We start from the raw sequence: 14953 nt of genomic DNA on the forward strand, positions 1-14953 counted from the left end.
CTGACCCCGACAGATGCCAGGAAATCAGGTTTTGCCTGCCGAAGCAGTAACAATCGGTAGTGAGTATTTCACTGTCCGCGGGGTAACCTCAACGGGACAAACAGAAAAATGTGATGCAGGTCAGATAGTTTCGTTACGCCAGCCGTTAATTGTGCGTGCAATGCTCGCTGAGTCCTGCAAGGTGCGTACCGCGCCGAAAAGCTCAGTGGCTTCAAGGTATTCTTTGCGCAAATAGCTTAACCATTGTTTTATACGCGCAACATGATAAAGGCCGGTGTCGCCCTGCTTTTCCAGCCGGGTATATTTTTGCAGCAGCTCGACGACCTGAGGCCAGGGCATGCGCGGTTCGTTATATTTTATCACCCGGCTTAAGTTTGGTACGTTCAGCGCACCGCGGCCAATCATCACCGAATCGCAGCCGGTCGCCGCCAGACAATCCTGAGCACTCTGCCAGTCCCAGATCTCACCGTTGGCGACCACCGGAATGGTCAGACGCTGACGAATTTCGCCGATGGCCTGCCAGTTAATACGCTCCGATTTATAGCCGTCCTCTTTGGTGCGACCGTGGACCACCAGTTCGCTGGCTCCCGCCTGCTGGACCGCGTCGGCAATTTCAAAGCGCCGCTCGCCGCTGTCCCAGCCAAGACGCACTTTGACCGTCACCGGTAGATGATCCGGGACTGCTTCACGCATCGCTTTCGCGCCACGATAGATAAGTTCCGGATCTTTGAGTAACGTCGCCCCGCCGCCGCTGCCGTTGACCAGCTTCGACGGACAGCCACAGTTAAGATCGACGCCCCAGGATCCCAGCTCAACCGCGCGGGCGGCATTTTCCGCCAGCCATTGCGGATACTGCCCGAGCAGTTGTACGCGCACGCGGGTGCCGGATGGCGTCAGGCTATGGTTATGCAGCTCCGGGCACAGTTTATAGAATGATTTTACCGGCAGAAGTTGATCGACCACGCGTAAAAATTCGGTGATGCAGAGATCGTAATCATTCACTTCGGTCAGCAGCTCGCGCACCAGCGAATCGAGCACGCCTTCCATCGGCGCCAGTAATACACGCATATTGTTTATCATTGCCCGGAAAAAAAGAGGCGCTATGGTAGCGCCTCCCGGGGCGGGTTGAAAGGGGCGATGTCGGTTTTCCCGGAGGCGATGCTACGCATCTGTCCCGGCTACCGGCCCGCAGATCGCACCGCCGGAGAAACGCACTGCGGGTTAACGAGCTTCCAGGCAGTTATCCTCTTTCCAGCCGTACAGCCACTCGATGCCGCGATAAAACTCACTCTGGGTTTTGCCTTTCCACAACAGGTTGCGCACCTGGCGCTCCACTCCGGCGGCATGATAAACCCTCCCCATTTCGCGAGTCGACCAGACGATACGCGCGGTGCGCGGGATACGTACCGATTCATACAGCGCAAAGGCACGGGCGGCATCACCATCGCACTCCGCCAGCGCTTTACCTAAGGTAACCGCATCCTCCAGCGCCATGCAGGCCCCCTGAGCCATATACTGCGCCACCGGGTGCGCGGCATCGCCGACCAGCGTAATGCGATCGTTGCCCCATTTTTCTACCGGCTCGCGGTCGGCGGTAGACCAGCGGCGCCAGGAGGTGGGTTTGTCCAGCATCTGCCGGGGTCGAGGATGAATGCCTTTAAAGTAGGAGAGCACCTCCTCTTTACTGCCGTCACGCACGCCCCACTCTTCTTTTTCGCGGCTATGAAAGGTCACCACCAGGTTGTACTGCTTGCCACCGCGTAGCGGGTAATGCACCAGGTGGCAGTGTGGCCCGGCCCACAGAACCGGCGCATTAATACGTAAATCTTCCGGCATATCGGCGGCATCGACCACCGCGCGATACACTACGTGGCCGGTCACCCGCGGCGTATCGCCGAGCAGGCTCTGGCGCACCACTGACTTCACGCCGTCGCAGCCGATCAAGATATCCGCCGTCCAGCAGTTCCCTTTGTCATCAAAAACGGTCACGTCGTTGGCGGTCTGGCGGATATCCACCACCTGCGTCGACGTGCGATACTCGACGCCCGGGTGGGTCAGTACGGCTTCCCAGACGGTGGCGTGGATATCCACCCGGTGGATAACCGCATACGGGCCACCGAAATGGTCGCGAAAGGCCTGCCCGGTCTCAATATGCACCACCTCTTCGCCGTTTACCGCATCCATCATCGTGATGTGATCGGTAAATACCGCTCGCTGGCGGGCGACTTCGCCAACGCCAAGGCTATCCAGCGCCGAGAAGGCATTTGGCCCAAGCTGGATCCCCGCGCCGATTTCGCCAATTTCGTGGGCTTTCTCCAGCAGCATAACTTTGATTCCCTGACGCGCCAGAGAGAGCGCCGTTGCCGCCCCGCCAATACCGCCGCCGACAATGATTGCTCGCATCACTTTTGCCATGTTGCCTCCTAAGCCGGGATCTTATCTTGTTGGTTTTCCGGCGCGGCGGCGATGAACGCCGGGAGCCGGGTGCAGGCGTCATAGACCGCCTGACAGCGTGGGTAGTGGCTCAGATCGCAGCCCATTCGCAAAGCGTTAGCCCACTGCGGCACCAGGCAGCAGTCGGCCAAAGTTGGCGTATCACCCACGCAGAAATTGCCGGATTTGGCGTGGCGCAACAGCTGCTCCACGGCGCTCAATCCCTGCTGGATCCAGTGCGCATACCAGCGTTTTTTATCCTCTTCGCTCGCCTTCAGCTCGTCGCCAAGGTAGCGCAAAACGCGCATGTTATTAATCGGGTGGATATCGCAAGCGATAGCATAAACAATCTCCAGCACCCGCATGCGTGCGGTATCCTCCTGCGGTAGCAGCAGCGGCTGCGGATAGTGGCGGTCAAGCCAATCCGCAATCGCCAGCGACTGACCGAGAGATTCACCCTCATCGGTAATCAGCGTCGGCACCAGGCCAACCGGGTTCAGCCGCCGATATTCCAGCGCGTTCTGCTGACCAATGCGGATATTCACGCCCACGCTCTGGTAGTCAATGCCTTTCAGCGCCAGCGCAATCCGCACGCGGTAGGACGCGGAACTATTAAAAAAGCTGTACAGCTTCATCATTCACCTCACACCACGCGAACGGAGATCGGCGTTAGTCCCTCTACGTTGCCGGTGATGACATCGCCTTTCACCACCGCGCCAACGCCTTCCGGAGTACCGGTGAAAATCAGGTCGCCGGGTTGCAGCTCAAAGAAACCGGACAGATAACTGATGGTCTCATTGACCGACCAAATCAGATGGCGGATATCGCTGCGCTGCTGATCTTCGCCATTGACCTGCAACCAAATTCCGGCCTCGTTAACGTCCGCCGTATCCGCTTTATGCAGCGGCGCAATCGGCGCGGAAAGGTCGAAGGATTTACCGATTTCCCACGGACGGCCCATCTGGCGCATTTCCATCTGACGGTCGCGGCGGGTCATATCCAGGCCGGTGGCGTAGCCCCAAACGTATTCATGAGCCTGCTCCAGCGGGATATCGCTGCCTTTTTTGCCAATCGCCACCACCAGCTCAATTTCATAGTGATAGTTATCCGTTTGCGATGGGTATGGCAGGTTCAGCGTTTCCCCAGCGGCAACCGGTACCACCGCATCGGCGGGTTTGCAGAAGAAGAACGGCGGTTCGCGATCCGGGTCAAAGCCCATTTCACGAGCGTGGGCGGCATAGTTGCGACCAACGCAGTAAACGCGGCGTACCGGAAACTGCTCATCGCTGCCAACAACCGGAACGCTAATCGGGGCCTGGGGTGCAAAAACATATTGAGTCATGAGTCTTTTCCTTATTCTTAATTTTTAATAACGCGCTTCGCGGAACAGGCCGAGAGCTTCCTGCACAGGACGATCCGAAAAGCTGAATAACACGGTATCTTCGGCAGAGTTAAAAGAGACGGCATGCCAGGTCGGCACGACGAAGATATCTTTTGCCTGGAAAGAGAAGGATTGTTCGCCAATGGTCACCTGGCCGCTGCCTTCCACCACGTGATAAATAGTACTGTCGGTGGTTTTCGCCGCACGTGAACTAAACCCTTTTGGCAACAGCTGCAGGAATGCGCCCATCGACGGCATCGGGTAGCCGCCGGTAACCGGGTTGACGTAACGCATCTTGTAGCCGTCCCACTCATCAGCATCGCCCATACGCATCAGGTCATGCAGCGCTTCGCGGCTGCGGTCATAGCGATAGTTAAAAATGGGCGAGGAGTTACCGGACTGATGGCGCAGCGGCAGCATATTGGCGGCATAACGCGGCAGATAATCCCCTTCTTTACGGGTTATCGGCTGCTGCTCTTCCGGGTAATCTTCAGCAAAGCCGCAGCCCAGATAGTTCACCAGCGGCAGGTCTAAACCATCCAGCCAGATAACCGGTTCATTGCCGGGGTTGCCGTGGTCGTGCCAGCGCCACTGCGGCGTCAGGATAAAGTCGCCGGCGCGCATTTGCGTGCGTTCGCCGTCGACGGCGGTAAACGCCCCTTCACCTTCAACAACAAAGCGCAGCGCCGACTGGTTATGGCGGTGGCTCGGTGCCACTTCACCGGGCATGATCAGCTGTAAACCGGCGTACAACGATGAAGTAATCGATGACTGTCCGCGCAGCGCCGGATTCTCCAGCACCAGCACGCGGCGCACTGCTTCTTTCGCGCCAATTAGCTCACCGCTTTCCAACAGTAGCGGACGAATCTCCTGATAATTCCAGTAAGCTGGCGCACAGGTGGCGTTTGGCGTTTTCGGCACCAGGTGGTGCAGCGATTCCCAAAGCGGCGTCAGGTTTTGTCCGGAAATATGCTGGTAAAACTGCTGACGGCCGTTGTGTGCTTCCGTGGTGGATCGGGACATGAGCGTTCTCCTTATTATTTATTCACGATGCCTGCAGAAGGCAGCGCGGCAGGTACAGATGTCGGGTTGCGGACGGCAAGCGTCAGCAGAATAAGCATCACGGCGCTAACAACGGCCGGTACTGCGATAACAAAAAACAGGGTGTCGAAAGAGAAATTCATCGCCATCATCACGCCGCCGGAGAGTGAGCCAACGATGGCTCCGCAGCGACCAACGGCGTTGGACCAGCTCACGCCGGTGGCGCGGCTTTGCGTGGGGTACAACGTTGCGGTTAGCGCATTAAGACCCACCTGAGAGCCGCTGATACCAATGCCGGTGCCGAAAATCGCCAGCGCCATCAGCCACAAGCCGTTCTCGCTCAGGCCAATCATGACGATACAGACCGCCCCCAGACCGTAGCTCAGCGCCAGCACCCGATAAGGATTGAAGCGATCCATCAGCACGCCGAGCAGCAGCGCGCCAAAGGTACCGCCAATCTGGAAGGCAGCGGTGACCCACGAGGCATGTTGTAAATCAATCCCGCGATGATTAAGCAGCGTCGGCATCCAGCTGGAGAGCAGATAGATAATCAGCAGGCTCATAAAGAACACGACCCATAACATTAAGGTGATGGGTAACTGACGCCCGGCAAACAGCTGGCGAATGCTGCCTTTCGCACCAGCGGCAGGCTCATCAAGCCAGAAATGGGCGTCGTTGTAGCGCTCGCCGGTTATCGCGCCAACGGTTCTGGCGATAACCGCTTGCGGCAGCTGACGGCGAATTTGCCAGCGCGGTGATTCAGGAAGCAGCGGCACCAGCGCCACCGCCAGCATCAGCGGGAGAACACCGCCCAGCACCAGAATACCGTGCCAGCCAATCAGCGGCACCAGTTGGGCGCTGACCACGCCGCCAAGCGCCGAGCCAAGGGTGAAGCCGCAAAACATCAGGGTCACCAGCGCCCCGCGCCGCCGGGCAGGCAAGTATTCTGAGGTCATGGTGATGGTATTAGGCATCGCGCCGCCTAAGCCCAGTCCTGTCAGGAAGCGCAGGATAACCAGCGTCTCAAGGTCAGGGGAAAAAGCAGAAAGCAGGCTAAACAAACCGAACAAGGCCACGCAAAACTCAATCACCCGTTTGCGGCCAAAGCGGTCAGAAAGCGGGCCGCAAAGCAGCGCCCCGGCGGTTAAACCCAATAATCCTGCGCCAAATAACGGGGCGAGGTCACCCGCAGTTAACTGCCAGTGGCTGCGGATATCCGGTGCGATAAAACCAATGGCCGCGGTATCGAAGCCGTCCAGCATGACCACCAGAAAACAGCAGATAATCACGCGCCATTGGCGGGCTCCGACCGGTACGGCATTCAATAGCGTTTGCAATTCAAGTCGTTGAGTCATCGTTATGCCTCAGTGCAGGTAGGGGTAGATGTTGTATTTATTTCTTTTATGTTGCGATTTTGTAACTCAAGCAATGAAATGTACAATGGTATTTCGGGCATAGACATAACCTGGAGGTTATCGCCAATGGCAGACTGGACGCAGAAATTGAAGCGGCACCATCTACAGATGCTGGTCGCGCTGGGGGAGCAGGGCAACCTCACGCAAGTGGCTAAAATGATGAACATCACTCAGCCCGCCCTTTCCAAATGGCTAAGCCAGTTTGAAGACGAAGTTGGCATCACTCTGTTTGAACGACATAGCAAGGGCCTGCGCACGACGGAAGGCGGAAAACTATTACTTCAGCATGCTCAGCGGTTAATTAACGATATGTCGCGGTCGCAGTATGAAATTGAGCGTTTTAAACAGGGTGGACAGGTTGGCAGCCTGATGATCGGCTGTTCGCCGGTGGCGACCGACTGCGTCTCGCAGGCAATCCTCGAACTGCTCAAAGAGATGCCGACTCTACATCTTAATATCGAAGAGAAAGTGATGACGCCGCTGCTCAACGATCTGCTCGCCGGCGTGGTCGATGTTGTGGTGGGCCGGGTCGGCGGGCGAGCGCTGGAACTGCCGCTGAGCTACCGGGTGCTCTACACCGAGCCGGTGTGCTTCGTCGCCCGTCCCGACCACCCGCTGGCAGAAAAACTGCGCTTAAGCTGGGCCGACCTCGCCCACTGGCGCTGGATTGTCTGGCCAACCGGTACGCCGATTCGCCTGAGCATTGATAATGCGCTGGTGGATAATGGCGTAATGCTGCCGGAAAACACTATCGAATCAGCATCGATGAACGTCACCAGCAACCTGCTACAAAGCAGCGATATGGTATCGATTCTTTCATTGCGCCTGGCCCAGCGCTACGCCGCGCAGCACCAGTTGGTGATTCTTAATTTGCCGCGCATTGAACAAAAAGGTAGCGTTGGCGTGTTCTGGCGAAAAAGTGAAGCGCCATCACTTGCACTTAACCGCTTTCTTCATTATCTATCCCTGCAGCCGTCGCCCTGAAATCAGTATGATCAAGTGTTCCAGATCTCTATCGCAGGTATGCGTAGAATTCATGATGTGATCGGTAGCACATTTTTGGGTTTAATTGTATGATGAATATGGTTCATCAAGGGTTATTACCATGAGTCAATCACTGATTATTGTCTGGCAGTATCTGCGCGCTTTCGTGCTGATATATGCTTGTTTATATGCCGGTATTTTTATCTCCTCCCTTCTGCCGATAACGATCCCTGGCAGCATTATTGGCATGTTGATTTTGTTCTTTTTACTGGCGTTGCAAATCATGCCCGCGCAGTGGGTTAACCCCGGCTGCAATGTTCTGATCCGCTATATGGCATTGCTGTTTGTGCCCATCGGCGTAGGCGTTATGCAATATTGGGATTTACTACGCGCGCAGTTCGGCCCGGTAGTGGTCTCCTGTGCAATAAGCACGCTGGTGGTCTTTTTGGTGGTCAGCTGGAGCTCGCACCTGGTTCACGGAGAGCGCAAAGTGGTCGGGCAAAAAGGACGTGATAAATGATCCATGAAATCTGGTGGTCGTTGCCGCTCACGCTAGCGGTCTTTTTCCTCGCCCGCAAGCTGGCGGCGCGGTTTAAATTTCCGCTGCTCAACCCGCTGCTGGTGGCGATGGTAGTACTGATTCCTTTTCTGCTGATAACCGGTATCTCCTACGAGCGCTATTTCCTCGGCAGCAAAATTCTTAACGACCTGCTGCAACCGGCGGTAGTTGCACTCGCCTTTCCTTTGTATGAGCAACTGCACCAGATCCGCGCCCGCTGGAAGTCCATCATTACCATCTGCTTTATTGGTAGCGTGGTGGCGATGGTCACCGGCACCACCGTTGCATTGCTGATGGGTGCGACTCCGCAGATTGCCGCTTCTATTTTGCCAAAATCGGTCACCACGCCGATTGCCATGGCGGTGAGCAGCAGCATTGGCGGTATTCCGGCGATCAGCGCCGTGTGCGTTATTTTCGTCGGTATTCTCGGGGCGGTGTTCGGTCATACCCTACTGAACCTGATGCGTATCCACACCAAAGCCTCCCGCGGGCTGTCGATGGGTACCGCATCCCACGCATTAGGGACCGCTCGCTGTGCAGAGCTCGACTATCAGGAAGGGGCGTTCAGCTCGCTGGCGCTGGTACTTTGCGGGATTATCACCTCGCTGATTGCACCGTTTTTGTTTCCGATAATTTTGGCGATAGTCGGATAGTTGTGATTCAAATCGCATTTTACAATGCAACATGAATAAGTTGCACAAACAATGAGATGTTTATCACATATACAGGTTGTAACCACCCGTACACTAGATTTCCATTACATTGTTATGAGGCAACGCTATGCACCCACGTTTTCAAGCTGTTCTTCCCCAACTGGCGGCGGATCTGCAAGCGGCCATCGCCCCGATGCTGGCCGACCCGCATTTTCCAGCGATGCTCAACGCCGGGCAAGTTGCAGCGTTGCAAAGCGCAACGGGTCTGGATGAAGACGCGCTGGCCTTTGCTCTGCTACCGTTGGCGGCGGCCTGCGCCCGCGCTGACCTTTCTCACTTTAACGTTGGTGCGGTGGCTCGAGGCGTCAGTGGAACCTGGTATTTCGGCGGTAACATGGAGTTTCTCGGTGCCACCATGCAGCAGACCGTGCATGCCGAGCAGAGCGCCATTAGCCATGCCTGGCTGCGCGGTGAAAAGTCTCTGCAAGCGATTACCGTCAACTACACCCCTTGCGGTCACTGCCGTCAGTTTATGAACGAACTAAACAGCGGACTGGCGCTGCGTATTCATTTGCCGGGTCGCGAGGCGCATTCGCTCCAGCACTATCTGCCAGACGCTTTCGGACCGAAAGATCTGGAAATCAAAACCCTGTTGATGGATGAGCAAGATCACGGCTTCCCGCTCAGCGGCGACGCGCTGACTCAGGCGGCGATTCAGGCGGCTAACCGCTGCCATATGCCTTACAGCAAGGCCCCATCCGGCGTGGCGCTGGAGTTGAAAGACGGGACTATTTTCACCGGCAGTTATGCCGAAAATGCGGCCTTTAACCCGACTCTGCCGCCGTTACAGGGCGCACTCAATCTGCTGAGCCTCAACGGCTACGATTACCCGGATATCCAGCGCGCTATTCTCGCCGAGAAGGCCGACGCGACACTGATTCAATGGGATGCGACCGTAGCGACGCTGAAAGCGCTGGGCTGCCATAATATCGATCGCGTACTGTTAGGCTAATCACAGACTGCGGGCCAAACGGCCCGCATTGTTGAAAATCCCCGCAATTAAACGACGGTTTCTTGCGCTTGCCCGGCGGGTAAAGTAGCCTGAAGGCTCCCTCGTTCACTATTGAGCCAAGTCCATGTTAAAGCGTGTGTTATACAGCCTGTTAGTCCTGTTCGGCTTGCTGCTGTTAACCGTGCTGGGCCTCGACCGCTGGATGAGCTGGAAGACATCTCCCTATATCTACGATGAGCTACAAGACCTGCCCTATCGCCAGGTTGGCGTAGTGTTGGGCACCGCCAAGTACTACCGCACCGGCGTCATCAATCAATATTATCGCTACCGGATTCAGGGCGCGCTGAACGCCTACAACAGCGGCAAGGTGAACTATCTGCTGCTGAGCGGCGATAATGCGTTGCAGAGCTATAACGAGCCGATGACCATGCGCCGCGATTTGATTAAAGCAGGCGTCGATCCGGCGGATATCGTGCTGGATTACGCCGGTTTCCGCACGCTCGATTCGATTGTGCGCACCCGTAAGGTGTTCGACACTAACGACTTTATTATTATTACCCAGCGTTTCCACTGCGAGCGGGCGCTGTTTATCGCCCTGCATATGGGGATTCAGGCGCAGTGCTATGCGGTGCCGTCACCGAAAGATATGTGGAGCGTGCGACTGCGCGAGTTCGGCGCTCGCTTCGGCGCGCTGGCGGACCTCTATCTTTTTAAACGCGAACCGCGCTTTTTAGGCCCGCTGATCCCTATCCCCGCCCAGCAAGAAGTCCCGGATGGCGTTCAGTCGTATCCGGCGGTCACGCCGCAGCAGCTGCTGGAATTGCAGAAAAAAGAGAAGTGATGTTGCTATCCGATGAAATATCGACTCTCAATAAGCAATAACAATGACCGATGCTGAAAAGCACATCGGTCATTTATAGAAAGCCTCTATTGCAAATCTTTACCGTATTTTGGCGAGCGAGGACCGTACAGGATACCATCTGGTGCCCGTGGGGTGAGTAGGCGCGTGTCAGCAATGCTTGCAATCTTATAGCTTCTGTCAGTCATTGTATTCACTATCTGGTCAACCGCTGCCTGAATAAGCAGGCCTAAAATCGAACCTCCGCTGCCATCATTTTCGGTGCTAGAAGCCACCGCACTACCATTCCATAGCAATTTTCCGGTACGAAGATCCACAAGCTCTCCAGAAACGGAGACTCGCGTATCACTATTGATAACCTGGTACGAAGTTCCATATTCCGTTACCTTAAGATAAAGCACCGCATCGGCACCAAATATCTCTCTAAGCTTTTGGTGGCTGACACTATGCATTTCCTCGCCATTTACAACCCCGTTTTGTTTAAAGGTGTTCTCTACCACAGCAACAGGAAAAACATAATATCCAGACTCAGCAAGCGGCAACGTAACCTGAGAAAGCACGCCATAGCCTGCTTTGACGTCTGGTGATTCGTTTTTCGGCAACAGCACCAGAATACTCTTCGGCTTACTTTGCCTGAATGCCGTGTAGTCATAGGATTTTTTAGGTGCACAGCCGCTCAGCAACAGGGACAACAATAGACCTGCGCACAAAACATATAATTTTTTCATACTTTGCCTCCCTGCATTTTCTTCAACAGAAAATCCATAAACTGGGTGGATTCAGGAAACAGCCGTTTCTCCTGTTCAAATTCTGTCTTCGCCAGTTCCGGATGGCCTGTATTGATATATAACATCCCAAGATGAGCATGTAGCCCTGGAGGTACAGGAAGGGCCTTCGCGCGCGCTTTCTCAATGTCTTTTTTTAATATCTCAATTTGCTCTTGTGGTCCCATATCCAGAGCGTAATATTCATAAACCACAGGTTGGTATTCATTCCAGCTATAGAGTGGCTTTGGTCCGCTGGCGCAGCCATTCAATATGGTTACTACAAGCAATATAAAAACAGAGCGAATCATATTCATTTTTAACATCCATATTATTGCTTACAGCGATATCTCACCGTGTAAAAACGGGAAATATCGCAATCAGAGCCGTTATTTTGCCGGCGTCCACGCACCGCTTTCAATACCCGCAACCAGGTTATTCACGGCTTCGCGAATCGCGAGATCCAACACTTTTCCATTGAGGGTCGAGTCATAGCTCGCAGTACCGCCAAATCCAATCACTTCACGGTTAGAAAGCTCAAACTCCCCTGCCCCCTGGGATGAAAAAACAACTTCGGAAGTCTGAACATTCACAATATTCAGGTTCACTTTGGCATAAGCGATTTGGCTCTTTCCTCTTCCCAGAATACCAAACAGCTGATGATCGCCGACTTCTTTTCGCCCAAACTCAGTAACATCGCCGGTAACCACATAGTCAGCGCCTTTCAGCGTCTGGCTGGTTCCCTTGATACTGGCTTCATTCTGTAACTCGGCCATGTTGCTACGGTCCAGAACATTGAACCGGCCGGTTTGTTGCAAATGTGTTATGAGAATAGTTTTTGACTGATTGCCCAAACGGTCAACCCCATCGGAGAATATACCGTTCATATAGTTGGAACGGTTATCAAATTTACCGACAGAAATTGGGCTGCGAGCGCCATGGTAGGGGGTATTCCAGGTAGCAACTTTAGCGACTTCAAGAGAGCGGGATGATTCTTTCGCACAACCGCTTAATAATATGAGGCTTCCCAAGCCTACTGCGGCTATCACTTTCTTTAACATTTATGAGATCCTTTCCATCATCAATAAAACATCCGAGCATAATATCCCTAGCCTGAGGAAAAATATATAAACATATGTTTACATTTTGACAAAATATTAATGCATTTCTGAGATAAAAAAACCAATAGCTACTTTCAAAACAATATCATCTTTCGTGGTCCAGACCCGCGAAAAGTAAAAAAGCTGCCCAAAGGCAGCTTTCATCAGGCCACGAACTTATTTCTTCCGCGCGTACTTCAGTGAATCCAGCGCCACTGCGAAGATAATAATCGCCCCTTTAATAATGTACTGCCAGTATGGGTTGACGCCGATATAGGTCAGACCGTAGTTGATGACGGTGAAGATGATAACCCCGGTCACCACGCCGAATACGGTGCCGACACCGCCGCTGAACGAAACACCGCCCACCACGCAGGCCGCAATCGCGTCCAGTTCGTACATAAAGCCGAGGTTGTTGGTCGCCGAGCCGATGCGTCCAGCCTCCAGTAATCCGCCGAATGCGTAGAACACACCGGACAGAGCATAAATCATCAGCAGGTTCAGGGCGACGTTAACACCGGAAACTTTCGCTGCTTCCGGGTTGCCGCCGATAGCGAAGATGTTTTTACCAAAGCGGGTCTTGTTCCACAGGATCCACACGAAGAAAACGGCAATCAGCGCATAGAAGGTGATATACGACAGGCGGAAGGTCCCTAACGCGACGAATCCCTGGGCAAACTGTGAGAAGTGGCTATCAAAACCAGAAATCGGCGACGCGCCAACGAAGTCGTAATACAGCGAGTTGATACCGTAAACGATGATCATCGTGCCGAGGGTAGTGATAAACGGCGTTACGTTCAGATACGCAATAATAATGCCGTTGATAAGACCAATCACTGCACCAATCGCGCAGACCAGCAGGATAACCAGCGGAATCGGCATGGTGGCCATTTCCGGGAACACTTTATTAGCATTGTCCACCGCCTGCAGCATCGTGGCGGCGATAACCGCCGCCAGCCCAACCTGACGCCCTGCGGAAAGGTCTGTCCCCTGGGTCACAATAAGCCCGGCAACGCCGAGGGCAATAATTATACGCACCGAAGACTGAGTCAGAATATTACTTAAGTTCAGCAGACTTAAGAAAGTCGGATCCTGGAAAATAATAATAGCCAGTAACACTAAAAGAACCACATAAATCCCGCCATCTTTCAGATAGGTGAGAAAACTCTTTTTATTTAACGCACTCATGGGAAGCCCCTGATCTTAAAGATGCAACGACGCAAGACGGAGAATTTCGTTTTGCGTAGTGGTTTTAGTCTCAACAATTCCGGCAACAAGACCATTGCTCATTACCAGAATACGGTCAGTAATACCCAGCAACTCCGGCATCTCGGAGGAAATAATAATGATCCCTTTTTCTTTTTTTGCCAGCTCAGCGATCAGCTGATAAATCTCGAACTTCGCCCCAACATCAATTCCGCGCGTCGGCTCATCGAGCATCAGAATTTCCGGCTGAGTTAATAGCCAGCGACCGATAATCACCTTTTGTTGGTTACCACCGGACAACGAACCAATTTGCGTATGCTGCCCCGGGGTTTTCACGCGCATCGAGTCAATAACCCATTGGGTATCGCTTTTCATGCGTGAGTTATCCAGTAGTCCGACCTTATTTTTATATTTTTTAATATTGGAGATCAGCGAGTTAAAACCGATATCCAAATAGGCGTAAATTCCCGTTGAACGCCGTTCTTCGGTAACCAACGCAAAACCATGGTTAATCGCTTCATTGGCGCTATGGTTATTAATTTTCTTGCCATGCAGTTTAATGGTGCCGCTGGCTTTTTCGCGAATACCAAATAAAGTCTCAACGATATCGGTACGCTTAGCGCCGACCAACCCGGCGATACCCAAAATTTCGCCTTTGTGCAGGTCGAAAGAGATATCACGGATTGACGGCTGGCGTAGCGAGGTCAAATTGCGCACCTCGAGAATCACCTCACCCGGCGTATTCTCACGGCTCGGGAAGCGCTGGTTCAGGGAGCGACCAACCATCATGGCGATGATCTTATCCATATCCAGCCCTTCCAGCGGCTGGGTGGCGATCCACTGACCATCACGCAAAATGGTAATTTCATCGCACAGCTGAAAAATTTCTTCCATCTTGTGGGAGATATAAACGATACCGCAGCCGCGCTCTTTCAGCTTGCGGATAATTTTAAACAGATGATTGACCTCTTTTTCGGTCAGCGACGATGTCGGCTCATCCATAATCACGATTTTAGCGTTATAGGAAAATGCCTTCGCAATTTCAATCATCTGCATTTGTGATACTGATAATGTCCCCACGCGCGCACGCGGGTCGATATCAATATCCAGTTCATCAAAGATAGCCTTGGTATCGCGATACATTTTGTCCTGATCGACGAACATGCCTTTGGTGGGATAACGCCCCAGCCACATGTTGTCCATCACCGAACGTTGCAATACCAGGTTTAATTCCTGGTGAACCATCGATATACCGTTTTCCAGGGCTTCTTTTGCCGAATGGAAATCGATCTCTTTTCCCTGAAAAAGAATACTGCCGGAATCTTTTTGGTAGATCCCAAAAAGGCATTTTAATAATGTGGATTTGCCCGCGCCGTTCTCCCCCATTAATGCATGAATAGAGTGGGGACGAACCTTGAGGTTCACATTATCGAGAGCCTTGACGCCAGGAAACGATTTGTTGATGTCGCTCATTTCCAACAAATATTCGCCTGACCGTTCGCTATTATTGCTGACCATAGTTATACCTGGCTGCGTGCGTGCATAC

At 53.5% G+C, this 14953-nt stretch carries 16 protein-coding genes; 5 read left to right on the forward strand and 11 right to left on the reverse strand.

Annotated elements, in window-relative coordinates; translation table 11 throughout:
- Positions 1-120: 120 nt before the first annotated feature.
- The 6 genes from dusC to mhbT form a co-directional block, all read right to left on the reverse strand.
- Positions 121-1068, reverse strand: a complete 948-nt coding sequence (gene dusC / locus QVF11_RS00850; RefSeq protein ID WP_287854845.1) for a tRNA dihydrouridine(16) synthase DusC — start codon at positions 1066-1068, stop codon at positions 121-123.
- Positions 1069-1221: 153 nt separating this feature from the next.
- On the reverse strand, positions 1222-2415 hold the full coding sequence (locus QVF11_RS00855; protein WP_112213105.1) for a 3-hydroxybenzoate 6-monooxygenase: 1194 nt from the start codon (positions 2413-2415) through the stop codon (positions 1222-1224).
- An 8-nt stretch (positions 2416-2423) separates the two neighbouring features.
- On the reverse strand, positions 2424-3068 hold the full coding sequence (maiA, locus tag QVF11_RS00860; RefSeq protein WP_287854967.1) for a maleylacetoacetate isomerase: 645 nt from the start codon (positions 3066-3068) through the stop codon (positions 2424-2426).
- Between the two features lie 8 nt (positions 3069-3076).
- Complete coding sequence (locus tag QVF11_RS00865) at positions 3077-3775, reverse strand: fumarylacetoacetate hydrolase family protein (protein WP_287854848.1); 699 nt, start codon at positions 3773-3775, stop codon at positions 3077-3079.
- 24 nt (positions 3776-3799) lie between these two features.
- Positions 3800-4837: a gentisate 1,2-dioxygenase gene (gene gtdA / locus QVF11_RS00870; protein ID WP_287854850.1), complete on the reverse strand. Its 1038-nt coding sequence runs from the start codon at positions 4835-4837 to the stop codon at positions 3800-3802.
- A 14-nt stretch (positions 4838-4851) separates the two neighbouring features.
- Complete coding sequence (gene mhbT, locus QVF11_RS00875; protein ID WP_142512969.1) at positions 4852-6210, reverse strand: 3-hydroxybenzoate transporter MhbT; 1359 nt, start codon at positions 6208-6210, stop codon at positions 4852-4854.
- Between the two features lie 126 nt (positions 6211-6336).
- Between mhbT and QVF11_RS00880 the strand changes: the two genes are divergently transcribed.
- The 5 genes from QVF11_RS00880 to sanA all read left to right on the forward strand — a co-directional run bounded on the left by QVF11_RS00880 (position 6337) and on the right by sanA (position 10319).
- Entirely contained in the window at positions 6337-7254 is a 918-nt protein-coding gene (locus QVF11_RS00880) for a LysR family transcriptional regulator (protein WP_112213100.1), read from the forward strand.
- Positions 7255-7375: 121 nt separating this feature from the next.
- Positions 7376-7774 carry a CidA/LrgA family protein gene (locus QVF11_RS00885; RefSeq protein WP_112213099.1) on the forward strand — a complete coding sequence of 133 codons (399 nt, stop codon included), beginning with the start codon at positions 7376-7378 and terminating at the stop codon, positions 7772-7774.
- Complete coding sequence (locus tag QVF11_RS00890; protein ID WP_112213098.1) at positions 7771-8466, forward strand: CidB/LrgB family autolysis modulator; 696 nt, start codon at positions 7771-7773, stop codon at positions 8464-8466. Before QVF11_RS00885 ends, QVF11_RS00890 begins: the two co-directional genes overlap by 4 nt.
- A gap of 127 nt (positions 8467-8593) precedes the next feature.
- Positions 8594-9478: a cytidine deaminase gene (cdd, locus tag QVF11_RS00895; RefSeq protein ID WP_142512970.1), complete on the forward strand. Its 885-nt coding sequence runs from the start codon at positions 8594-8596 to the stop codon at positions 9476-9478.
- Between the two features lie 124 nt (positions 9479-9602).
- The gene (gene sanA / locus QVF11_RS00900) at positions 9603-10319 is read left to right on the forward strand and encodes an outer membrane permeability protein SanA (RefSeq protein WP_112213096.1); all 717 of its coding nucleotides are present in this window, start codon (positions 9603-9605) and stop codon (positions 10317-10319) included.
- 86 nt (positions 10320-10405) lie between these two features.
- Here sanA and QVF11_RS00905 read toward each other — a convergent pair whose 3' ends face one another.
- From QVF11_RS00905 to mglA, 5 genes are all read right to left on the reverse strand, one after another.
- Positions 10406-11065, reverse strand: a complete 660-nt coding sequence (locus QVF11_RS00905; RefSeq protein ID WP_287854857.1) for a DUF799 domain-containing protein — start codon at positions 11063-11065, stop codon at positions 10406-10408.
- Complete coding sequence (locus tag QVF11_RS00910; RefSeq protein ID WP_182207383.1) at positions 11062-11418, reverse strand: DUF4810 domain-containing protein; 357 nt, start codon at positions 11416-11418, stop codon at positions 11062-11064. Before QVF11_RS00910 ends, QVF11_RS00905 begins: the two co-directional genes overlap by 4 nt.
- 72 nt (positions 11419-11490) lie before the next feature.
- Positions 11491-12162, reverse strand: a complete 672-nt coding sequence (locus QVF11_RS00915) for a CsgG/HfaB family protein (RefSeq protein WP_287854861.1) — start codon at positions 12160-12162, stop codon at positions 11491-11493.
- A 216-nt stretch (positions 12163-12378) separates the two neighbouring features.
- Positions 12379-13389: a galactose/methyl galactoside ABC transporter permease MglC gene (gene mglC / locus QVF11_RS00920; protein ID WP_110272400.1), complete on the reverse strand. Its 1011-nt coding sequence runs from the start codon at positions 13387-13389 to the stop codon at positions 12379-12381.
- A gap of 15 nt (positions 13390-13404) precedes the next feature.
- Complete coding sequence (mglA, locus tag QVF11_RS00925; protein WP_112213094.1) at positions 13405-14925, reverse strand: galactose/methyl galactoside ABC transporter ATP-binding protein MglA; 1521 nt, start codon at positions 14923-14925, stop codon at positions 13405-13407.
- Positions 14926-14953: the final 28 nt, after the last annotated feature.

The organism is Klebsiella sp., from assembly GCF_027492335.1.
In the GTDB taxonomy this organism is placed as follows: Bacteria; Pseudomonadota; Gammaproteobacteria; order Enterobacterales; family Enterobacteriaceae; genus Klebsiella; species Klebsiella huaxiensis.

Coding starts and splice junctions, on each gene's coding strand:
- dusC (WP_287854845.1), bottom strand. CDS start 1,068: ATGCGTGTATTACTGGCGCCGATGGAAGGCGTGCTCGATTCGCTGGTG.
- QVF11_RS00855 (WP_112213105.1), bottom strand. CDS start 2,415: ATGGCAAAAGTGATGCGAGCAATCATTGTCGGCGGCGGTATTGGCGGG.
- maiA (WP_287854967.1), bottom strand. CDS start 3,068: ATGAAGCTGTACAGCTTTTTTAATAGTTCCGCGTCCTACCGCGTGCGG.
- QVF11_RS00865 (WP_287854848.1), bottom strand. CDS start 3,775: ATGACTCAATATGTTTTTGCACCCCAGGCCCCGATTAGCGTTCCGGTT.
- gtdA (WP_287854850.1), bottom strand. CDS start 4,837: ATGTCCCGATCCACCACGGAAGCACACAACGGCCGTCAGCAGTTTTAC.
- mhbT (WP_142512969.1), bottom strand. CDS start 6,210: ATGACTCAACGACTTGAATTGCAAACGCTATTGAATGCCGTACCGGTC.
- QVF11_RS00880 (WP_112213100.1), top strand. CDS start 6,337: ATGGCAGACTGGACGCAGAAATTGAAGCGGCACCATCTACAGATGCTG.
- QVF11_RS00885 (WP_112213099.1), top strand. CDS start 7,376: ATGAGTCAATCACTGATTATTGTCTGGCAGTATCTGCGCGCTTTCGTG.
- QVF11_RS00890 (WP_112213098.1), top strand. CDS start 7,771: ATGATCCATGAAATCTGGTGGTCGTTGCCGCTCACGCTAGCGGTCTTT.
- cdd (WP_142512970.1), top strand. CDS start 8,594: ATGCACCCACGTTTTCAAGCTGTTCTTCCCCAACTGGCGGCGGATCTG.
- sanA (WP_112213096.1), top strand. CDS start 9,603: ATGTTAAAGCGTGTGTTATACAGCCTGTTAGTCCTGTTCGGCTTGCTG.
- QVF11_RS00905 (WP_287854857.1), bottom strand. CDS start 11,065: ATGAAAAAATTATATGTTTTGTGCGCAGGTCTATTGTTGTCCCTGTTG.
- QVF11_RS00910 (WP_182207383.1), bottom strand. CDS start 11,418: ATGAATATGATTCGCTCTGTTTTTATATTGCTTGTAGTAACCATATTG.
- QVF11_RS00915 (WP_287854861.1), bottom strand. CDS start 12,162: ATGTTAAAGAAAGTGATAGCCGCAGTAGGCTTGGGAAGCCTCATATTA.
- mglC (WP_110272400.1), bottom strand. CDS start 13,389: ATGAGTGCGTTAAATAAAAAGAGTTTTCTCACCTATCTGAAAGATGGC.
- mglA (WP_112213094.1), bottom strand. CDS start 14,925: ATGGTCAGCAATAATAGCGAACGGTCAGGCGAATATTTGTTGGAAATG.